Below are 24376 nucleotides of genomic sequence, written 5' to 3' on the forward strand. Positions count from 1 at the left end.
ATAGCAAAAAAATATAGCCAATTTATTGACAAGCATTCGCGTCAAAATCACGTGTTTCTACACTCTGAAGAACGTCCAGACTGCGTCGGCGTATGCCTGTCAGGAACATGGAAGTCTACTGAACGGTACCCCCCGGAGAATCCTCAATGAGCAGTGTTGTTGCTACCGTCAAAAGCATTGTTGGCCAAGTTTTCGTCGTATCCCCTGAAGGGGTTCGCCGCGTACTCGTTGAGGGTGATCGCCTGTATGTAGGCGACCAGGTCGATACCGGCCTGGCGGGCGCCGTCAGCCTGGAGCTGGCCGATGGCCGGACCCTGGACCTGGGCCGTGAGACGCAATGGAGCGGCAGCGCTCCAGACTCCAGCACCGACCTGGCCGAGGCCGCCGAGCAGGCTGCGCCGTCCGTCGCTGAGCTGCAGCAGGCAATCGTCGCCGGCGCGGACCCGACCACCGAGCTGGAAGCCACCGCGGCCGGCCCGACCGCCGCGGGTACCGGCGGCGCTGCTGGCGGCGGCCACAGCTTCGTGATGCTCGACGCCACCGCGGGCCGGGTCGACCCGACCATCGGCTTCCCGACTGCGGGTCTCGGTGCGGCGGGCACCGCAGCGCAAAACACCACCGGCGCGCTGACCACCAATGACAACAGCGCCACCAGCGAGATCCTGCGCGACTCGACCCTGACCCTGAGCGCAACCCCCTCCATTACCGAGGCCGGCGGCGTACTGGTGTACACCGCCACGCTGACCCAGGCACCACTGACCGGCCTGACCATCACCTTGTCCAACGGCTCGGTGATCGTGATTCCGGCCGGGCAACTGACCGGCACCGTCAACGTTCCGCTGGCACCGAACGACACCGTCTACAACGACCCGAAACAGATCAGCGTGGGCGTCACCGGCACCACCGGCGGCGGTGGCCTGGTCGTGACTGTCGACCCGACGCCAGCCGTCACCCAGGTCACGGACACCGTGGACACCACCACCGTGACCCTGACCGCGGGCTCCAGCGTGACCGAGGGTGGCCAGATCACCTACACCGCGACCCTGACCAATCCGGCGCAGACCCCGGTCACCGTGACCCTGTCCAACGGTTCGACCATCACCATCGACGCCGGACAGACCGTCGGCACCGTGGTAGTCGATACCCCACCGAACGATGTCTACAACAATGGCAGCACGGTCAGCACCAGCATTACCGGCGCCAGCGGCGGCAACTTCGAGAACCTGGTGCCAAACACCACGCCAGCGGTGACCACCATCACCGACTCGCCGGACACCACCGGCCTGACCCTGACCGCCAACGGTACCGTCATCGAAGGTGGCCAGATCACCTACACCGCGACCCTGACCAACCCGGCCCAGACGCCGGTCACCGTGACCCTGTCCAATGGCTCGATCATCACCATCGAAGCCGGCCGGACCGTCGGCACCGTAGTGGTCGATACCCCGGCCAACGACGTCTACAACAACGGCAGCACGGTCAGCACCAGCATTACCGGCACCACCGGCGGCAACTTCGAGAACCTGGTACCAAACACCACGCCAGCAGTGACCACCATCACCGACTCGCCGGACGCCACCGGCCTGACCCTGTCGGCCACCGGCACCGTCGTCGAAGGTGGCCAGATCACCTACACCGCGACCCTGACCAACCCGGCCCAGACCCCGGTCACCGTGACCTTGTCCAACGGTTCGACCATCACCATCGACGCCGGCCAGACCGTCGGCACCGTCGTGGTCGATACCCCGCCGAACGATGTCTACAACAATGGCAGCACGGTCAGCACCAGCATTACCGGTGCCAGCGGCGGCAACTTCGAGAATCTGGTACCGAACCCGACGCCGGCAGTGACCACCATCACCGACTCGCCGGACACCACCGGCCTGACCCTGACCGCCAACGGCACAGTGGTCGAAGGTGGCCAGATCACCTACACCGCGACCCTGACCAATCCGGCCCAGACCCCGGTCACCGTGACCCTGTCCAATGGCTCGATCATCACCATCGAAGCCGGCCGGACCGTCGGCACCGTCGTGGTCGATACCCCGGCCAACGACGTCTACAACAACGGCAGCACGGTCAGCACCAGCATTACCGGCACCACCGGCGGCAACTTCGAGAACCTGGTGCCAAACACCACGCCAGCGGTGACCACCATCACCGACTCGCCGGACGCCACCGGCCTGACCCTGTCGGCCACCGGTACGGTCGTGGAAGGTGGCCAGATCACCTACACCGCGACCCTGACCAACCCGGCCCAGACCCCGGTCACCGTGACCCTGTCCAACGGTTCGACCATCACCATCGACGCCGGTAAAACCACCGGCACCGTGGTAGTCGATACCCCGGCCAACGACGTCTACAACAACGGCAGCACCGTCAGCACCAGCATTACCGGGGCCAACGGCGGCAACTTCGAGAACCTGGTACCGAGCACCACGCCGGCACAAACCACCGTGACCGACTCGGTGGACAACACCGGCCTGAGCCTGACCGCCACCGGCAGCGTTGTGGAAGGCGGCCAGATCACCTACACCGCGACCCTGACCAACCCGGCGCAGACCCCGGTTACCGTGACCCTGTCCAACGGCTCGACCATCGTGATCGAGGCCGGCAAAACCGTCGGCACCGTGGTGGTCGATACCCCGGCCAATGACGTTTACAACAACGGCAGCACGGTCAGCACCAGCATTACCGGCGCCAGCGGCGGCAACTTCGAACAACTGACGCCCGACACCACGCCGGCGCAGACCACCATCACCGACTCCGTGGACGACACCGGCCTGAGCCTGTCGGCCAGCGGCTCGGTCGCCGAAGGCGGCTCGATCGTCTACACCGCCACCCTGACCAACCCGGCCGGCACGCCGGTCACCGTGACCCTGAGCAACGGCGCGGTGATCACCATCGCCGCAGGCGCGACCACCGGTTCGGTGAGCGTTGCAGCGCCTGCCGACGACGTCTACAAGGACGCCGGCAAGGTCGAAGCGACCATCCAGGACGCCACTGGCGGCAACTTCGAGAATCTGGTTCCGAGCACCACGCCGGCAGTGACGGACATCACCGACACCATCGATACGTCGACTGTTTCGCTGACCGCGACTCCGTCTGTGGCTGAAGGCGGCACCGTGGTGTACACCGCGTCGGTCACCGCTCCAGTGACTGGCTCGCCGGTTGTGGTGACCCTGTCCAATGGCCAGACCATCACCATTCCGGTCGGCGAGTCTTCCGGCACCGTCAATATCACGGCACCTAACGATGCCCTCGCAGGCGGCAGCTCCCTGAGCGCGACCATCACCGGTGCAACGGGCGGTAACTACGAGAAGCTGGACGTCGACGCCAAGCCTGCCGAGACCTCGGTGACCGATACTCCGGACACCACCAATCTGAGCCTGACAGCGACTGATACCGTCGCTGAAGGCGGCTCGATCGTTTATACCGCGACTCTGACCAACGCCGCTGGTACGCCAGTGACCGTGACCCTGTCGAATGGTGCAGTGATCACCATTGCTGCCGGCGCTACCACGGGCTCCGTCACCGTCGCTGCTCCAGCTGATGATGTGTACAAAGATGCCGGCAAAGTCGAAGTCAGCATCAAAGAGGCTGCTGGCGGCAACTTCGAGAACCTGGTTCCGAGCACCACGCCAGCCGTTACCGACGTGACTGATACCATCGACACCTCGACCGTCAGCCTGACTGCGACGCCTAGCGTTGCTGAAGGTGGCGTTGTCGCTTACACCGCGTCCGTGACAGCACCAGTGACTGGCTCACCTGTAGTCGTAACCCTGTCCAACGGTCAGACCATCACCATTCCGGTCGGCGAGTCCTCCGGCACCGTCAATATCACGGCACCTAACGATGCCCTCGCAGGCGGCAGCTCCCTGAGCGCGACCATCACCGGCGCAACGGGCGGCAACTACGAGAAACTGGACGTCGACGGCAAACCTGCCGAGACGTCGGTTACCGATACTCCGGACACCACCAATCTGAGCCTGACAGCGACTGACACTGTTGCCGAGGGTGGGTCCATTGTTTACACCGCGACTCTGACCAATGCAGCCGGGACTCCGGTAACCGTAACTCTGAGCAACGGTGCAGTGATCACTATCGCCGCCGGTGCTACTACCGGCTCCGTGACCATCGCCGCCCCTGCGGATGACGTTTACAAAGACGCTGGCAAAGTCGAAGTCAGCATAAAAGAGACCTCTGGCGGTAATTTCGAGAATCTCGTTCCAAGTACCACTCCTGCTGTGACTGATGTCACCGACACTATCGATACGTCGACTGTTTCGCTGACCGCTACTCCGTCTGTGGCCGAAGGCGGCACCGTGGTTTACACCGCGTCCGTGACCGCGCCGGTTACTGGTTCGCCAGTAATCGTGACCCTGTCCAACGGACAAACCATCACCATCCCGGTGGGCGAGTCTTCCGGCACTGTGAACTTCACGGCACCCAACGATGCTCTCGCGGGCGGCAGCTCCCTGAGCACCACCATTACCGGTGCAACCGGCGGCAACTACGAGAAGCTGGATGTCGACGGCAAGCCTGCCGAGACCTCGGTTACTGATACGCCAGATACCACCACCCTTAGCCTGACTGCGACCGACACCGTCGCTGAAGGTGGATCGATCGTTTACACCGCGACCCTGACCAATGCCGCTGGTACGCCAGTGACCGTAACCCTGTCGAACGGTGCGATCATCACCATCGCAGCGGGCGCTACTACTGGTTCTGTCACCGTCGCTGCCCCAGCTGACGATGTGTACAAAGACGCTGGCAAGGTTGAAGTCAGCATCAAAGAGACCGCTGGCGGTAATTTCGAGAACCTGGTTCCGAGCACCACACCAGCCGTGACTGATGTCACTGACACCATCGATACGTCGACCGTCAGCCTGACCGCGACGCCTAGCGTTGCTGAAGGTGGCGTTGTCGTTTACACCGCTTCCGTAACGGCTCCGGTCACTGGTTCGCCTGTCGTTGTCACTCTGTCCAACGGCCAGACCATCACCATTCCGGTCGGTGAGTCCTCTGGCACCGTGAACTTCACTGCGCCGAACGATGCATTGGCAGGCGGCAGCTCGCTGAGCGCCACCATTACCGGTGCAACTGGCGGTAACTATGAAAAACTCGATGTGGATAGCAAACCAGCTGACACCTCGGTTACCGATACTCCGGATACCACCAATCTGAGCCTGACAGCGACTGACACTGTTGCCGAGGGTGGGTCCATTGTTTACACCGCGACCCTGACCAATGCCGCTGGTACGCCGGTGACCGTAACCCTGTCGAACGGCGCGATCATCACCATCGCAGCAGGCGCTACTACTGGTTCTGTCACCGTCGCCGCCCCTGCGGATGACGTTTACAAAGATGCCGGTAAAGTCGAAGTCAGCATCAAAGAAACTACTGGCGGTAACTTCGAGAACCTCGTTCCGAGCACTACACCTGCTGTGACTGATGTCACCGACACTATCGACACCAGCACCGTTTCGCTGACTGCTACTCCGTCCGTGGCCGAAGGCGGCACCGTGGTTTACACCGCGTCCGTGACTGCGCCAGTGACTGGCTCGCCTGTAGTCGTAACCCTGTCCAACGGTCAGACCATCACCATCCCGGTAGGTGAATCCTCCGGCACTGTGAACTTCACGGCACCAAACGATGCTCTCGCGGGCGGCAGTTCTCTGAGCACCACCATCACTGGCGCCACCGGCGGTAATTACGAGAAGCTGGACGTCGACGGCAAGCCTGCCGAGACCTCGGTGACCGATACTCCGGACACCACCAATCTGAGCCTGACAGCGACTGACACTGTGGCCGAGGGTGGGTCCATTGTTTACACCGCGACCCTGACCAACGCAGCGGGCACTCCGGTGACCGTAACCCTGAGCAACGGTGCAGTGATCACTATCGCCGCCGGTGCTACTACCGGCTCCGTGACCGTCGCCGCCCCTGCGGACGACGTTTACAAAGACGCTGGCAAGGTTGAAGTCAGCATCAAAGAGACTACTGGCGGCAACTTCGAGAACCTCGTTCCGAGCACTACCCCAGCTGTGACTGACGTCACCGATACCATCGATACCTCGACTGTTTCGCTGACCGCCACTCCGTCTGTAGCTGAAGGTGGCGTTGTCGTTTACACCGCGTCCGTGACAGCCCCAGTGACTGGCTCGCCTGTAGTCGTCACTTTGTCCAACGGCCAGACCATCACTATTCCTGTAGGTGAATCGTCCGGCACCGTGAACTTCACCGCGCCAAACGATGCCCTGGCGGGCGGCAGCTCCCTGAGCACCACCATCACCGGCGCTACCGGCGGCAACTACGAGAAGCTGGATGTTGATAGCAAACCGGCTGATACCTCGGTCACCGATACGCCAGATACCACCACCCTTAGCCTGACAGCGACTGACACTGTCGCTGAAGGCGGTTCGATCGTTTATACGGCCACCTTGACCAACGCCGCCGGTACGCCAGTCACCGTGACTCTGTCGAACGGTGCGGTAATCACCATCGCAGCCGGTGCGACCACAGGCTCTGTGACCGTCGCGGCTCCAGCCGATGACGTCTACAAAGATGCCGGTAAAGTCGAAGTCAGCATCAAGGATGCTGCAGGCGGTAACTTCGAAAACCTGGTACCAAGCACTACCCCAGCCGTTACTGACGTCACCGACACTATCGATACCTCGACCGTCAGCCTGACCGCGACTCCATCCGTGGCAGAAGGCGGCGTTGTCGTTTACACCGCGTCCGTGACCGCTCCAGTGACCGGTTCGCCGGTGGTCGTCACCCTGTCCAACGGCCAGACCATCACCATTCCGGTGGGCGAGTCGTCCGGCACCGTGAACTTCACCGCGCCAAATGACGCCCTGGCGGGCGGCAGCTCCCTGAGCACCACCATCACTGGCGCGACTGGCGGTAACTACGAAAAACTCGATGTCGACAGCAAGCCGGCCGACACCTCGGTGACCGATACCCCGGACACCACCAATCTGACCTTGAGCGCCACCGAAACCGTGGCTGAAGGTGGTTCGATCGTTTATACCGCGACCCTGACCAATGCGGCCGGAACGCCTGTGACGGTCACCTTGAGCAACGGCGCGGTGATCAACATCGCCGCTGGCGCAACCACGGGCTCCGTGACCGTGGCCGCACCGGCCGATGACGTTTACAAGGACGCGGGCAAGGTCGAAGCGACCATCAAGGACGCTACCGGCGGCAACTTTGAAAACCTGGTGCCAAGCACCACGCCTGCCGTCACCGATGTGACCGATACCATCGACACCTCGACCGTCAGCCTGACCGCAACCGCGACCGTCGCCGAAGGCGAAACCGTGGTCTACACCGCATCGGTCACTGCTCCAGTGACCGGCTCGCCGGTGGTCGTAACGCTGTCGAACGGCCAGACCATTACCATCCCGGTAGGTGAAAGCAGCGGGTCGGTGAACTTCGTTGCCCCGAACAGCCCGCTGGCCGGCGGCAGTTCCTTGAGCACCACCATCACCGGTGCGACTGGCGGTAACTACGAAAAACTCGATGTCGACAGCAAGCCTGCCGACACCTCGGTTACTGACACACCAGATACCACCACGCTCAGCCTGACAGCGACCGACACCGTCGCCGAGGGTGGTTCGATCGTTTACACCGCGACCCTCACCAACGCCGCGGGCACGCCAGTGACCGTGACTCTGAGCAATGGCGCGATCATCACCATCGCAGCTGGTGCGACCACAGGCTCCGTCACTGTCGCGGCGCCAGCTGATGATGTGTACAAGGACGCTGGCAAGGTCGAAGCGACTATCCAGGACGCCACCGGCGGCAACTTCGAGAATCTGGTGCCGAGCACCACACCAGCCGTTACTGATGTCACCGACACCATCGACACTTCGACTGTTTCGCTGACCGCTACTCCATCTGTGGCTGAAGGCGGCGTTGTTGTTTACACCGCGTCCGTGACTGCTCCAGTCACCGGCTCGCCGGTGGTCGTCACCCTGTCGAATGGCCAGACCATCACTATTCCGGTTGGCGAATCGTCCGGTACCGTGAACTTCACCGCGCCAAACGATGCCCTGGCGGGCGGTAGCTCTCTGAGCACCACCATCACCGGCGCTACCGGCGGCAACTACGAGAAGCTGGATGTTGATAGCAAGCCAGCGGACACCTCGGTCACCGATACACCGGACACCACCACCCTCAGCCTGACTGCGACCGATACCGTCGCCGAGGGTGGGTCCATTGTTTACACCGCGACCCTGACTAACGCCGCGGGCACGCCGGTTACCGTGACTCTGTCGAACGGCGCGGTGATTACCATCGCCGCCGGCGCCACCACAGGTTCCGTGACCGTCGCAGCCCCGGCTGACGATGTGTACAAGGACGCGGGTAAAGTCGAAGTCACCATCAAGGATGCCGCTGGCGGCAACTTCGAGAATCTGGTGCCAAGCACCACGCCAGCCGTTACCGATGTGACTGACACCATCGACACTTCGACTGTCAGCCTGACGGCAACTCCGTCCGTGGCTGAAGGCGGCACTGTGGTCTACACCGCGTCCGTGACAGCTCCGGTCACCGGCTCGCCAGTCGTGGTCACCCTGTCCAACGGCCAAACCATCACCATCCCGGTGGGCGAGTCTTCCGGTACTGTGAATTTCACGGCTCCGAACGATGCATTGGCAGGCGGTAGCTCTCTGAGCACCACCATCACCGGTGCGACTGGCGGCAATTACGAAAAACTCGACGTTGACAGCAAACCAGCTGAAACCTCGGTTACCGATACCCCGGACACCACCAACCTGACGCTCAGCGCGACCGATACCGTTGCCGAAGGCGGTTCGATCGTTTACACCGCGACCCTGACCAATGCCGCTGGCACTCCGGTAACCGTGACCCTGTCGAACGGCGCAGTGATCACCATTGCTGCCGGTGCAACCACAGGCTCCGTCACCGTCGCTGCTCCAGCTGATGATGTGTACAAGGATGCCGGCAAGGTTGAAGTCAGCATCAAAGACGCCGTAGGCGGGAACTTCGAGAGCCTGGTGCCGAACACCACGCCGGCCGTCACCGACGTGACCGACACCATCGACACCTCAACCGTCAGCCTGACCGCCACTCCTAGCGTCGCTGAAGGTGGCGTGGTGGTGTACACCGCCTCGGTCACCGCTCCAGTCACCGGCTCGCCGGTCGTGGTCACCCTGTCGAATGGCCAGACCATCACCATCCCAGTCGGCGCCAGCAGCGGTACCGTGAATTTCGTAGCGCCTAACGACGCCCTGGCGGGCGGCAGCTCCTTGAGCACCACCATCAAGGAAGCCACCGGCGGTAATTACGAGAAGCTCGACGTTGATAGCAAACCGGCTGAAACCTCGGTTACCGACACCCCGGACACTACTACTCTGAGCCTGACGGCGACTGACACTGTCGCCGAAGGTGGCTCGATCGTTTACACCGCCACCCTGACCAATGCGGCCGGCACGCCTGTAACCGTGACTCTGTCGAACGGTGCAGTGATTACCATCGCTGCTGGCGCTACCACAGGTTCCGTGACTGTCGCCGCCCCGGCTGACGATGTGTACAAGGACGCTGGCAAAGTCGAAGTCAGCATCAAAGAGACTGCTGGCGGTAATTTCGAGAATCTGGTGCCGAGCACCACGCCAGCGGTCACCGATGTCACTGACACCATCGATACGTCGACCGTCAGCCTGACCGCGACGCCTAGCGTTGCTGAAGGTGGCGTTGTCGTTTACACCGCTTCCGTAACGGCTCCAGTGACTGGCTCGCCGGTTGTGGTGACCCTGTCCAACGGCCAGACCATCACCATTCCGGTCGGTGAGTCTTCCGGCACCGTGAACCTCACGGCACCAAACGACGCCCTGGCTGGCGGTAGCTCTTTGAGCACCACCATTACCGGCGCAACGGGCGGCAACTACGAAAAACTCGATGTCGACAGCAAACCTGCCGAGACCTCGGTTACTGATACGCCAGACACCACTAACCTGACCCTCAGCGCGACAGACACCGTGGCTGAAGGCGGTTCGATCGTTTACACCGCCACCCTCACCAACGCGGCCGGCACTCCGGTAACCGTGACATTGTCGAATGGCGCGGTGATTACCATCGCCGCGGGCGCAACCACAGGCTCCGTGACCGTGGCCGCCCCTGCCGATGACGTCTACAAAGACGCTGGCAAGGTTGAAGTCAGCATCAAGGACGCCGCTGGCGGCAACTTTGAAAACCTGGTGCCGAGCACTGCTCCAGCCGTTACTGACGTCACTGACACCATCGATACCTCGACTGTCAGCCTGACCGCTACTCCTAGCGTCGCCGAAGGCGGCACCGTGGTTTACACCGCGTCCGTCACCGCTCCGGTCACCGGTTCGCCGGTTGTCGTCACCCTGTCGAATGGCCAGACCATTACCATTCCAGTCGGTGCCAGCAGCGGCACTGTGAACTTCGTCGCCCCTAACGATGCCCTAACGGGCGGTAGCTCCTTGAGCACCACCATCAAGGAAGCCACCGGTGGTAACTACGAGAAACTCGACGTTGATAGCAAACCTGCTGAAACCTCGGTTACCGATACCCCAGATACCACCACTCTGAGCCTGGCGGCGACCGAAACCGTGGCCGAAGGCGGTTCGATCGTTTACACCGCGACCCTGACCAACGCCGCTGGTACGCCAGTCACCGTGACCCTGTCGAATGGCGCAGTGATCACCATTGCTGCCGGTGCAACCACAGGTTCCGTCACCGTCGCTGCTCCAGCTGACGATGTGTACAAGGACGCTGGCAAAGTTGAAGTCAGCATCAAGGACGCCGTAGGCGGCAACTTTGAAAACCTGGTGCCGAACACCACGCCGGCTGTCACCGACGTGACCGACACCATCGACACCTCGACCGTCAGCCTGACTGCAACGCCGTCCGTGGCTGAAGGTGGCGTTGTCGTTTACACCGCCTCCGTGACTGCGCCAGTGACTGGCTCGCCAGTAGTCGTAACCCTGTCCAACGGACAAACCATCACCATCCCGGTCGGCGAATCTTCCGGCACTGTGAACTTCACGGCACCCAACGATGCGCTGGCCGGCGGTAGCTCCCTGAGCACCACCATTACCGGTGCAACCGGCGGTAACTACGAGAAGCTGGACGTCGACGGCAAGCCTGCCGAGACCTCGGTGACCGATACTCCGGACACCACCAATCTGACCCTCAGCGCGACAGACACCGTGGCTGAAGGCGGTTCGATCGTTTACACCGCCACCCTGACCAATGCGGCCGGCACGCCTGTAACCGTGACTCTGTCGAACGGTGCAGTGATTACCATCGCTGCTGGCGCGACCACTGGCTCTGTCACCGTCGCAGCGCCTGCTGACGATGTATACAAGGATGCCGGCAAGGTCGAGGCGACCATCAAGGACGCCACCGGTGGCAACTTTGAAAATCTGGTACCAAGCACCACCCCAGCGGTCACCGATGTTACTGACACCATCGACAGCAGCACCGTTTCGCTGACGGCAACGCCGTCCGTGGCTGAAGGTGGCACTGTGGTCTACACCGCGTCCGTGACAGCTCCAGTGACCGGCTCGCCAGTCGTGGTCACCTTGTCCAACGGCCAGACCATCACCATTCCTGTGGGTGAGTCTTCCGGCACCGTGAATTTCACGGCTCCGAACGATGCACTGGCGGGCGGCAGCTCCTTGAGCACCACCATCACCGGCGCGACTGGCGGTAACTACGAAAAACTCGATGTCGACAGCAAGCCTGCCGACACATCGGTTACCGATACTCCGGATACCACTACCCTCAGCCTGACAGCGACTGACACCGTCGCCGAAGGCGGCTCGATTGTTTACACCGCCACCCTGACCAATGCCGCCGGCACTCCGGTGACCGTAACCCTGAGCAATGGCGCAGTGATCACCATCGCCGCCGGCGCCACTACCGGTTCCGTGACTGTCGCGGCGCCTGCCGATGATGTGTACAAGGATGCCGGCAAGGTCGAAGCGACCATCAAGGACGCTACCGGCGGCAACTTCGAGAACCTGGTACCGAGCACCACCCCAGCCGTTACTGACGTCACCGACACTATCGATACCTCGACCGTCAGCCTGACCGCGACGCCTAGTGTTGCTGAAGGGGGCGTTGTCGTTTACACCGCGTCCGTGACTGCGCCAGTGACTGGCTCGCCAGTCGTGGTCACCCTGTCGAATGGCCAGGCCATCACCATCCCGGTCGGCGCCAGCAGCGGCACTGTGAACTTCGTAGCCCCTAACGATGCCTTGGCCGGTGGCAGCTCTCTGAGCACCACCATCAAGGACGCCACCGGCGGCAACTACGAGAAGCTGGCAATCGACAGCAAGCCGGCCGACACCTCGGTGACCGATACGCCGGACACCACCAACCTGACCCTCAGCGCCACCAACACCGTGGCCGAGGGCGGCTCGATCGTTTACACCGCGACCCTGACCAATGCCGCGGGTACGCCAGTCACCGTAACCCTGAGCAACGGCGCGGTAATCAACATCGCCGCCGGCGCTACCACTGGCACCGTAACCGTGGCCGCTCCTGCCGACGACGTCTACAAAGACGCCGGCACCGTGCAAGCCACGATCCAGACCGCCACCGGCGGCAACTTCGAGAACCTGGTACCAAGCACCGCACCGGCCGTGACCAACGTCACCGACACCATCGACACTTCGACCGTCAGCCTCACCGCGACCTCGAATGTGGCCGAAGGCGGTACCGTGGTTTACACCGCATCGGTCACCGCTCCGGTCACCGGCTCACCAGTCGTGGTCACCCTGTCCAACGGCCAGACCATCACCATTCCGGTCGGTGCCAGCAGCGGTACTGTGAACTTCGTAGCGCCTAACGATGCCCTAGCGGGCGGCAGCTCGCTGAGCACCACCATCACCAACGCCACCGGCGGCAACTACGAAAAACTGGCGGTCGACAGCAAGCCTGCCGACACCACCGTGACCGACACCCCGGACACCACCAACCTGACCCTCAGCGCCACCAGCACCGTGGCCGAAGGCGGTTCGATCGTCTACACCGCGACCCTGACCAACGCCGCCGGCACGGCCATGACCGTGACCCTGAGCAACGGCGCGGTGATCAATATCGCGGCCGGTGCCACCACCGGCACCGTGACCGTGGCCGCGCCGAGCGACGATGTGTACATCGACGCCGGCAACGTCAGCGCCAGTATCGCCAGCACCACCGGCGGCAATTTCGAGAACCTGGTGCCAAGCACCACGCCGGCCGTGACCAGCGTCACCGACACCATCAATACGACCACTGCGAGCATCAACGGCAGCACCTCGATCACCGAAGGCCAGGTCGCGACCTACACCGTCAGCCTGACCAGCCCGGCGCAAACCGAGGTCACCCTGAAGATCAGCTACAGCGGCACCGCCGCCGACGGCTCGGACTTCACCGGCGTATACACCGTGAAGATCCCGGCCGGCGCCAGCAGCGCCAGCTTCAACGTCGCCACCATCGACGACAAGATCACCGAGGGCACGGAAAACTTCGTGGTCAAGATCGACTCGGCCACCGGTGGCAACTTCGAGAACCTGGTGGTCAGCGGCACCAACGGCAGCGTCACCACCTCGATCATCGACAACGATGCGCCACCGGTCCTCGACCTGGATGCCAACAACTCCAGCGGCGCCACCGGGGCCGACTACAAGGTGACCTTCACCGAAAACACCCCGGGCGCAGGCGTGTCGATCGCCGACACCGACCTGAGCATCACCGACCCGGACAGCACGATGCTGACCGGCGCCACCATCGTGCTGACCAACCGTCAGCCGGGCGATGAGCTGAACCTGGGCAACAGCGTCAACGGCATCACCATCAATGCCAACAGCCAGGCGGGCACCATCACCCTGACCCTGTCCGGCAATGCGACGCTGGCCGACTACATGCAGCAGATCAAGAACATCACCTTCACCAACAGCAGTGAGGACCCGAGCACCACGCCGCGGACCATCACCGTGACCGTGACCGATGGCAGCAATTACTCCAACACGGCTACCACCACGGTCAACGTGGTGGCGGTGAACGACGCGCCAGTGGCCACCGGCGGCGCCGTGACCGGCACCGAAGACACCGCCCTGACCCTGACCTGGGCCACCTTCGGCGTCAGCGACGTCGACAGCCCCGCGACCAGCCTCGGGGTGAAAATCACCCAGCTGCCGGGCGACGGCAAGCTGCAGTACCTCGACGGCTCGACCTGGAAGGACGTGGCCACCAACCAGACCTTCAGCAAGGCCGATATCGACGCCGGCAAGCTGCGCTTCACCCCGGATGCCAACGAATCGGGTGTCGACGGCTACAACGGCAGCGGTGTGGGCAACCAGCAGGCCGACTACGCGCAGATCAAGTTCCAGCCAACCGACGGCCAGGCCCTGGGCAACACCGGCACCGTGAAGATCGACATCACCCCGGTGGCCGATGCGCCGACCCTGGGCGTGGCGAGCAACAGCGTGAACTCCATCGGCCTGCTCAAGGAGTCCTGGACCAGCCTCAACGGCCTGGGCACCAACGGCAACGGCATCACCGGCGACACGCTCAAAGCGGTCTTCGACAGGTCCGGCAACCCGACCAGCAGTTCGGTGGTGACCAACGCCCAGTCCGATGCCAGCGTGACCGGCGGCAGCGGCTCGAAAACCTCCGGCCTGATCTACCTGGAAGCCGGCAAGACCTACAGCTTCAGCGGGGTCGGCGACGACAGCCTGCTGATCACCATCGGCGGCAAGAACGTGGCCACCGCGACCTGGGGGGCCGGCGGCAGCATCAGCGGTTCGTTCACCCCGACCACCAGCGGCTACTACACCCTGGACATCTACCACGCCAACCAGAGCGGTCCGGGCAGCTATGACGTCAACCTCTCGGTCAATGGCAGCACGCCGGTCGACCTGAGCAACGCCAACATCCCGATCTACCCGAGCGAAACCGCGCTGAACAATGCCGGCGTCACCCTTTCCGAGCTGCACGGCAGCAACGGCGAGGGCTACTACGACGGCTACAAGCTCAACGAAGGTGCCGAGGGTGGCAGCGTCAAGCTGTCGAAGATCACCACCGCCCTGACCGATACCGACGGCTCGGAAAGCCTGAGCGTGAAGATCGGCGGTATTCCGGCAGGTTCGGTGCTCAGCGATGGCGCCGGCCATACCTTCACCGCCAGCGCCAGCGTCGGCGAGGTCAATGTCACCGGCTGGAACCTGAGTACGCTGACGATCACCCCGCCGTCGCACTACAACGGCTCGTTCAACCTGACCGTAACCTCGACCTCCACCGAGTCCCTGGGCGGTTCGGCCAGCAGCACGGCGCAGATCCCGGTCACGGTGTACCCGGCGACCTACAGCGCCAGCGTCGCCACGGCGGGCGATGACAACTTCGTCGGCACCGAGGGCAACGACATCATGGTCGCCGACGTCGCCGGCCTGAACGTGGTGCAGGGCAAGAACTACAACATCGCGTTCATGGTCGACAGCTCGGGCAGCATGAGCGATGCCTCGCTCACCGCCGCCAAGAACTCGCTGACTACGGTGTTCAACACCCTGAAGAACAGCCTGGGCAGCAGCACCTCGGGCACCGTGAACATCTTCCTGGCGGACTTCGATACCCAGGTCAACAAGCAGATCTCGGTGAACCTCAACGATCCGAACGCCCTGACCCTGCTCAAGTCGGTCCTGGACTCCATGGCGTCCGGCGGCGGCACCAACTACGAGGACGTGTTCAAGACCACGGCCAACTTCTTCCAGAGCAGCGCGGCCACCAGCAATACCAACGCCACCAACCTGACGTACTTCATTACCGACGGCAAACCGACGTTCTACCAGGCCGGCGAGCAGACCAACCCGACGCTGTACTGGGGAGGGGCGAAGCTCGACGACGTCGTCACCACGTCCAACTACAAACTGGGGGACACTTTCTCCAAGCAACTGGACAGCACCCATGTACTGCAAATCAACAGTGATGGCGCCGTCACGCTGCAAACCTATAACAGCTGGTGGAATAGTTGGTCTGCCTCCAACCTGGGCACCCTGCACGCCCAGGGCGACGGCACCTACGAGCTGTCCTACCAGACCGGACCGGGTTCCTACACCGACAGCGCCACCATCAACAACTCCAACAGCGGCTTCGCCCTGCTGAGCAACCTGTCGCAGGTGGAAGCGATCGGCCTGAACAACGACGTCAGCCTCAACGACCTGAAGCCGTACGACACCGACAGCACCCCACAGACCAACATCGACCCGTCGAACCTGGCCAACGCGATTCTCGGCCATACCGAGGCGACCATGCCGGGCGCCGACACGGTCAACGGCGGCAACGGCAACGACATCCTGTTCGGCGACCTGGTGAGCTTCAATGGCATCGCCGGCGAGGGCTACCAGGCCATGCAGGCCTTCGTGGCACAGAAGACCGGCGTGGCCGCGAGCAGCGTCACCACCAGCAACGTGCACCAGTACATCACCGAGCACTACACCGAGTTCGATGTCTCCGGTGCCCATGACGGCAATGACACGCTGCTGGGCGGCGCCGGCAACGACATCATCTTCGGCCAGGGCGGCAACGACCTGCTCGACGGCGGCAAGGGCAACGACATCCTGCTGGGCGGTACCGGCAACGACACGCTGATCGGTGGCGCGGGCAATGACATCCTGATCGGCGGCTCGGGTGCCGACACCTTCGTCTGGAAGGCTGGCGATACCGGCAACGATGTGATCAAGGACTTCAAGGCCAGCGAAGGCGACCGTATCGACCTGCGGGACCTGTTGCAGGGCGAGAGCGCCAGCACCATCGACAACTTCCTGAAGATCACCACGGTGGACGGTACCTCGACCCTGCAGGTCAGTTCCGAAGGCAAGCTCAACGCGGCGGGCGGCATCGCCAACGCGGACGTGACGATCAAGCTGGAGGGCAACAACTGGTCCAACACCAACATCAACTCGCTGATCGCCGGTAGCGACCCGACCATCAAGATCGATCACAACAACAGCTGATCCACGGTCGACCGGCCACCCGTCCTGGGTGGCCGGCTCTTCCCACCGTGACGATTTTGCCGCCACGTCGCATACTCGCGACCAAAGCGCGCCGTTGGCCTATGCTGCTGACAGCATGATGCCGGACCATATCTAGAGGGATTCCCCATGTTCTACGTGCAACGCGATGCACAGGGCCAGCTGGTTCGCGTGGAGGCCACGCCTTACGCCGAGGCCACGGAAACACTGCCGGCCGACCACAGTGAGATCCAGCAGTGGTTCGCCAACGAGGTGGTGGAAGTCAGCCTGAAACAACTCAAGCAGAGCGACCTGGAAATGATCCGGGTACTCGACGACTTGATTCAGGTGCTGACCAGCAAGGGTGTGATCCGCGTTACCGACCTGCCACCGGCGGCCCAGGCCAAGCTGATGGACCGGACCCAGGCGCGTGAAGCGCTGGGCGGCCTGAGCCATCTGATCAACGACGACGAAACCGGCCTGATCTGATCCGTCGCCGGCGGCTGGCCGGCGCTCTTCGTGCAGCGCCTCAGCGCCAGGGCGCGGGCTCGCCGAACAGGCGGCCCTGGACACCGTACAGGCCCATCTCGCGAATCACCTGCAATTCCCCTTCGGTTTCCACGCGCTCGGCAATCAGCGGCAGGTCGATGCTGTGGGCGGCGCGCTGGATGGCTTCGATAAACAGGCGCTTGTCGCTTTCCCGGTCGATGTCGCGGATGTAGCTGCCGTCGATCTTCAGGTAGGCCAGGCCCAGGCGCGCCAGGTTGCCGATCATGCTGAAGCGCCCGCCGAAACGCTGCAGGCTCAGGGAGAAGCCCAGCTCGCGCAGGCGCCGGGTCAGCTGTTCCAGCAGCGCCTGTTCAGGCAACTGCTCTTCGCCGATCTCCAGGGTCAGGCGCGGCCCCAGGCTGGAGTGCTGGCGCAGGATCTCGAACACCTTGTTCAAGGCCTGCGGATCGGCCAGGGTCGCGGCCGACAGGTTCAGCGCCAGCGAGTCCTGATGCGCGGTCATTTGCTTGAGTACCTGTTCGAGCATCAGCAGGTCCAGGCGCGAGGTCCAGCCAAAACGCTCCAGCCACGGCAGGAAGCGCCCGGCGGCGATGGTCTGGCCCTGCTCGTCGAGCAAGCGCGACAGCACCTTGTAGTGCAGCACCAGCGCGGTATCGCGGGTCGCGACCACCGGCTGGAAGTACAGCTCGAACCGCTGCTGGCTCAAGGCCCCGTCCAGCAGGGTGTGCCAGGCGTGATGGTCGTCGCCGACGCTGGCCGCCGCGCCATGCTCCAGGCAGGCCCAGCTCGTATCGCCCTGGGCTTCGGCCTGGGCCAGGGCCTGGTCGCCCAGGCTCAGCACCGCCTGCGGCGAGTCGCCATGAACGAAGGGCGCCAGGCCGATGGAGGCCACGGACGCCACATCGGTGGCGCCAGTAGCGTGCAGGCTGGCCAAGGCATTCTCCAGGTTCTGCGCCAGTTGCAGGGCCTCTTCGCGCACCAGCCCCGGCGCCAGCACGGCAAATTCGCCGCCGCGGATGCGGGTCACCAGGTTGTGGGTTTCCGGGTAGCGCGCGCACTCACGCTGCAATTGTTCGCCCACCGCCTGCAACAGCTGGTCGGTGCGCTGCCCGCCCAGGCGCTGGTTCAGGCCGGCCAGGTCCTTGACCCGCAGCAACAGCAGGTAGCCGGAACTGGCCTGCTCCGGGTTGCTCACCCGGGCGTTGAGCTGCATCTCGAAATAACGACGGTTGGCCAGGCCGGTCAGGTTGTCCTGGTAGGACTCGACCCGCAGCTTTTCGCTGCGCTCGGCCTGCTCCTGGAACAACGCCTTGAGCTTCTCGACCATCTGGTTCATCGCCTGCACCACGCGGCGCAGTTCTGGCGTACGCGGCAGCTCGGGCAGGCTGAGGAATTCGCGGCGGGCAATGGCGTGGGATTGCTGCACCATGTAATCCAGTGGCTTGAGCTGGCGCCGCAGCAGCAAGGCCCCCAGCACCGCGCTCACGGCCCCGCACAGCAGCAGCCAGCCGAGACTGCCCAGGGCGCTTTGCCAGAGCTTGGCGACGGCGAACATCGGGTGGCTGACCACCTCGACCCGCGCCGCCTGTTGCCAGCCACGGCTGACCAGGGCGTCGCCGCCGGCCGGCTCCAGGCCGATCAGCTTGACGAACCAGTCCGGCACGTTGCTGACCTCGGGTGTGCCGCTGCGCTCGACCATGACCTCTTCGGTGACCTGGTTGACCACGCGGATGCTCGAGTAATAGCCGCTGTCGAAAATCGAGCTGACCAGCAGCTCGACCATCGCCGGGTCGTCGATGTTCGGGGTCAGGGACAAGGCCAGCGCCGTGGCCGCGTCCTGGGCATGGGAGCGCAGCTGGTTGACGTACTGGGTGCGCGAACTTTCCAGGCTGACCATGAAGCTGCCGCTGAAGGCGACCACCAGGAACAGACAGATTGCGATCAACAGTTGTTTGAACAAAGACATCTGAGCTCGTGCTCCTAGTGAGTCGTCTCGACCGGAAAACCTTCGGCCTGCATTTTCTTCAACACGTCCTGCCACCGGGACAGGCGCTTGGTGTCACCGACTTTCTTGCTGCCCTTGCCGGGCAGCCACAGGCCCTCGGCATTGAAGGAGTACACCGGCAGCAGGTCGGTACGCTGGCTGGCCGGCTGGATGGCGTCGATCAGGCTGTCGAGGACCAACGGCATGGCTTCCGGGGTTGAATAGTAGGTCAACACCATGTGCGCGCGATTCTGGCGCAAGGCCTTGACGTAGGTGATGCGCAGCTTGTCACTGGAAACGCCGAGGTGACGCAGGCTGAAATACTTGGCGATCGCATAGTCCTCGCAATCGCCGGCGCCCTTCCACAGGGCCTCGACCGGGGTTTCCCAATAATCCACCTGATGCCACAGGTCGATGTCTTCCACGTAGCGCATGTTCTTGTTGAAGAACAGGTTGACCACCTTGAGCTGTTCCATCTCGCTGGCCTGGTTCTGGGTCGCCAGCAACTGCTGCCAGGCGTCGATGCGCTTCTGCCCTTCGCCCAGCGGCCCGTACAGCGCCGTGGCGCGGCGGCTGATCTGGGAAAAGTCCCAATCGGCCTGCAGGCCGCCCAGCAGCAAGCCGGCCAGCAGCAGCGCCGAAAACAGCCAGCGCAGGGTCCGAGAAAGAGCTAAACGTGCCGCCAATGCGAAGAGTCCATGGGAGCTGTCGTGGGTCGAAGGATGGTGCAGGTTGGTCCGCCAAAAGACAATGGCACCTTACAATCACAGCCCCTCTGGAGACGCTAAGCTGAAAGCAGGCACCTGTTCGTTTATCGGCCAGTGCTTGAGCGGCAGGAGGGCTGCCCCGAGAATCAGCGCCGGCAACATTCATGACAGGGCTCAGGCGGCTGGTTTGACAAGCTGCAGGGCGCTATCTAGCGTCCATTGGATCCAAATCCCATAGAAAACAGGATAGCGTTAACGTGACAGAAAAACCGAGACCCTTGAGCAAGATCGCAGTCAGCGGGCCGATCCCCGCCCACCTCGCGCGCTCGGTGATCGAGGAAACCCTGCGCGCGGCGATTCTCGACGGCCGCCTGCCCAGCGGCACGGCGCTGCGCCAGCAGGACCTGGCCGACCTCTTCGGCGTCAGCCGCATGCCGGTGCGCGAGGCCTTGCGCCAGCTCGAAGCGCAATCGCTGTTGCACGTGGTGCCGCACAAAGGCGCGGTGGTCGCCGAACTGATCGGCTATGACGCGGTGGAAACCTACGGCCTGCGCCTGCTGCTGGAACTGGAGGCGCTGCGCCTGTCGATCCCGCTGCTCGACGCCGAGGACATCGCCCAGGCCCGCAGCTACATCGCGCAGCTGGAAAGCGAGACCGACCACGCCGAAATCGGCCGGCTCAATCGCCTGTTCCACATGTCGCTGTACCACCGGGCGCCGAACCAGAAGCTGCTGCGCCTGATCGAGCTCGAATTGAACGAGGAAGAACGCTTCCTGCGCTTCCATCTATCCTCCATGGGCCTGGGCAAGCTGACCCAGGACGACCACAACGCCATGACCGACGCCGCCGAGGCCAAGGACATCGAGCGGGCGGTGGAGGTACTGCGGGGCCATCTGGAAAAGGCCGCGAAGACCATTCGCGACTACCTCGAACGGTCCGCCGAAAGCTGACAGCGGTAACGGCGGCATGACGCGGCCCCCCTGCAACACTCAATGACCGGCACACCGGCTTAAGGAAAAGCAGTGCACGCGCGCAATGACAAATGGCTGATAGTGCTCAACTCCGGCGAGCCGGCGAAAACCCGGCTGATCTGCTTTCCGCAGACCGGCGCGGACCCGGAACAGCTGCGCAACTGGTCCACGGGGCTGGCCGGGCACATCGAACTGGTGCTGGTACGGCTGCCCGGCCACGGCAGTCGCCAGGCCGAAACCCCGCTCGACGACTGGCCGCGGCTGCTGGCCGATACCTTCTCCGCCCTGCGCCCACTGTTGGCCAAGCCCCACGCCCTGTTTGGCCATGGCCTGGGCGGGATGCTGGCCTACGAAACCGCCAAGCATGCCCAGGCGCACTATCCCGGCCAGACCCGCCACCTGTTCATTTCCGCCTGCCGCAGCCCCGACTACCCATCGCCCCGGCCGTTGCTGCACATGCTGCCCACGGCGCCCTTCCAGGAAGCCATGCTGTCGCTGGGCGCCGCGCCGATCGAAATGCCCCGCGACCAGGCCAGCCGGAACCAGTACGAGACGCTGCTGCGCGCCGACCTGAAGCTGTTCGAATCCTGGCGCGATCTGTCGAGCGGCAACCTCGACATTCCCCTCACCGCCTTCTATGGCAGCGAGGATCCGCTGGCTCCCGCCAGCAACATGGCCAACTGGCGAGAGTTCACCCACCGTGAATTCGAGCTGATCGAGGTGGCCGGCAATCACTTCTTCATCAAGTCCCAGCGCCAGCGTCTGCTGCAGATCATCAACATCCACCTGGGCCTGCTCGGCGAATAATCCGCCGTCTTCCTCCGCTCCTGCCCTCACTGGCCCGCCGACGATGGCTCAGCCGTCGATTTGGGCCCACTCTTGCTGTCGCCGACTGAAAAAGGGACGTGAGCGGCACGCAGGCTTGTCCGCACACGTCGATCTGCAGACCCACGCAAGGAGCCCAGCGACTGGAGGGCATGACCGGGATCGGCTCCCGCATGCCTTCTCCCAGATATTCAACGACTTCAATTCAGCGCTTCGAAGTTTGCTTCGAGTGAGGCATTCACTCAGCGTTAAAAATTCTGACTTATATAAGCCGGAAGGGGCAACTTCATCTCAACAAAACTTGAACAAGAAGTTTTGCAGCAACTTGTCGCGCGATAAAAATACACGTTAGAAAAGTATTATAAAAACAACTTGCCCGATACTTTCCCCTGTATTAGCTTTTTCTCCGTCAAGGTTTAAACAACGTCGACACACTCGGTTATGAACACCTGGAAAGCCTTGGTTTTATTGGCTCTTGAAAACCTATAAAGCCAAGGCAGCGGCTCTTTAACGGATAGGCCGGCCAGCACTATAGAACTTTCCAGATTATCAACTCAGGTTTGAGGCCCCTGCTCGCCCGCAACAAATAAGCACTGGTTAAAACACCTATACGAGCCGCAACTAATCGGCCAACAAAACACACTTGAACATCTCAGACAGGTAGCCTAAATGAACGCCAGCAAAGAACTTCTCGACGCCAGGAAAGCCACACTCGGCGCCCATCCCATTTTTACCGAAATCAACACACTTGCCGTTCTTCAACGCTTTATGCAGACCCATGTTTTTGCCGTATGGGACTTCATGTCGCTGACCAAGCGCCTGCAACAGGAACTGACCTGCGTACGTCTGCCCTGGCTACCACCGCAGGACCCCCGCGCCGCGCGGCTGATCAACGAGATCGTGCTCGGCGAAGAGTCCGACGATCGTCCCGGGCAAGGCCATTACAGCCATTTCGAGCTGTACCTGGATGCCATGCGCGAGGTCGGCGCCGCCACCCGGGTGGTGGAACGCTTCGTCGCGCTGCAGCAGGAAGGCGTGAGTTTCGACACCGCCCTGCAAAGCGTCGACGCCGATCCGGCCGCCAGCGCCTTTGTCCGCCAGACCGTGCACACCGCCGTGCAGGCGCCGGCCCATTGCGTGGCGGCGGCCTTTCTCCATGGCCGGGAAAGCGTCATCCCGCAGATGTTCCAGCGCATCCTCGACGACTGGGGCATCGGTATCGAGCAGGCGCCGACCTTTCGCTACTACCTGCAACGCCATATCGAGGTCGATTCCGACGACCACGGCCCGGCCGCGGAACAGCTGCTAGAGCGGCTGGTGGCTGGCGACCCGCAACGCCAGCAGGAGGTGTACGCCGCGGCCATCGCCGCGGTGGACAGCCGCATCGCCCTGTGGGACGGGCTGCGCCTGAGCATGGCCGAATCGCCGATCGGGGTGAGCGCATGAACGCCCTCGACTACCAGTCCTTCGCCGACACCTGGGAAGAGCGCGCGACCATCCGTACCCGCCCGCGGCGCATGCTCGAGGACGACGACAAGCTGATCTACCCCCTGAGCCGCCAGCCGCTGGTGCACAGCCAGGGCTTCCTCGAGCACTGCGCCCACCTGCGGGATTTCGTGCTGGTGCAAAGCCTCTACAAATTCATCAACGACGTGGTGATCTTCGAGACTGAGCTGGTGGACAAGACCGCCCGCAATATCGCCAAGAATCGCTTCGCCATCGCCTTTCCCTTCGCCTGTCGCTACGACGCCATGACCGTGGTGGTGGACGAGGACTACCACGCACTGGTGGCGATGGACTTCATGCAGCAGACCATCGCCATGAGCGGCATCGAGCCCATCGAGCTGCCCCGGGAAATCGAACTCAGCCGGGCCATCCCCGCGGCCCTGCAGCGGGCGCCCGAACACCTGCGCGACGCGGTGGAACTGATCTGCGTGGCCATCGCCGAGAACACCGTGACCAACGATGTCGCCGCCTTCGCCAAGGACGACACGGTCAAGCCGTCGATCAAGGGCCTGATGGCCGACCACCTGCTAGACGAAGGCCGGCACTCGGGGTTCTGGTCGCGCCTGGTGCGCATCTATTGGCACGGCGCCAGCGACGCCGACCGCGCGGAGATCGCCCGGGTGTTGCCGGTGTTCATCGCCCAGTACCTGACCAATGACATCCAGAAGGACTTCGACGTGCGGCTGATCGAGCAACTGCCCGTCGCCGCCCCGATCAAGCAGGCGCTGCGCGAGGAGGCAGCCGCCCTGGCCTACCCGATCAACCGCCATCACCCCCTGATCGCCAACATCCTGCGCTTCTTCCGCAGCAGTTCGATGCTGGATTCGGCCTGCGTCCAGGACGCACTGGCCGACTACCTGCCCTAACGGAGGGACCCGA

General features: G+C 63.0%; 8 protein-coding genes. 6 read left to right on the forward strand and 2 right to left on the reverse strand.

Annotation, left to right across the window (positions count from 1 at the left end; all coding sequences use genetic code 11):
• The first annotated feature begins 146 nt into the window (after positions 1-146).
• Complete coding sequence (locus PVZ78_RS23635; protein ID WP_273829339.1) at positions 147-16997, forward strand: LapA family giant adhesin; 16851 nt, start codon at positions 147-149, stop codon at positions 16995-16997.
• 147 nt (positions 16998-17144) lie between these two features.
• Positions 17145-17483 carry a hypothetical protein gene (locus PVZ78_RS23640; RefSeq protein ID WP_009046323.1) on the forward strand — a complete coding sequence of 113 codons (339 nt, stop codon included), beginning with the start codon at positions 17145-17147 and terminating at the stop codon, positions 17481-17483.
• 40 nt (positions 17484-17523) lie between these two features.
• Here the strand turns inward: PVZ78_RS23640 and lapD are convergent, their stop codons facing one another.
• Positions 17524-19470, reverse strand: a complete 1947-nt coding sequence (lapD, locus tag PVZ78_RS23645; protein ID WP_009046322.1) for a cyclic di-GMP receptor LapD — start codon at positions 19468-19470, stop codon at positions 17524-17526.
• 14 nt (positions 19471-19484) lie between these two features.
• Positions 19485-20174, reverse strand: a complete 690-nt coding sequence (lapG, locus tag PVZ78_RS23650; protein WP_016705099.1) for a cysteine protease LapG — start codon at positions 20172-20174, stop codon at positions 19485-19487.
• A 278-nt stretch (positions 20175-20452) separates the two neighbouring features.
• Between lapG and PVZ78_RS23655 the strand changes: the two genes are divergently transcribed.
• From PVZ78_RS23655 to PVZ78_RS23670, 4 genes are all read left to right on the forward strand, one after another.
• Positions 20453-21145 (forward strand): GntR family transcriptional regulator, encoded by a 693-nt coding sequence (locus PVZ78_RS23655; protein WP_009046320.1) that lies wholly within the window; start codon positions 20453-20455, stop codon positions 21143-21145.
• Positions 21146-21217: 72 nt separating this feature from the next.
• On the forward strand, positions 21218-21973 hold the full coding sequence (locus PVZ78_RS23660; protein WP_041989201.1) for a thioesterase II family protein: 756 nt from the start codon (positions 21218-21220) through the stop codon (positions 21971-21973).
• A gap of 687 nt (positions 21974-22660) precedes the next feature.
• Entirely contained in the window at positions 22661-23437 is a 777-nt protein-coding gene (locus tag PVZ78_RS23665; protein ID WP_009046318.1) for a DUF3050 domain-containing protein, read from the forward strand.
• On the forward strand, positions 23434-24363 hold the full coding sequence (locus PVZ78_RS23670; RefSeq protein ID WP_009046317.1) for a diiron oxygenase: 930 nt from the start codon (positions 23434-23436) through the stop codon (positions 24361-24363). Before PVZ78_RS23665 ends, PVZ78_RS23670 begins: the two co-directional genes overlap by 4 nt.
• The last annotated feature ends 13 nt before the right edge of the window (positions 24364-24376 follow it).

It is taken from the genome of Pseudomonas sp. SBT1-2 (assembly GCF_028640875.1).
Lineage (GTDB): Bacteria > Pseudomonadota > Gammaproteobacteria > Pseudomonadales > Pseudomonadaceae > Aquipseudomonas > Aquipseudomonas chlororaphis_I.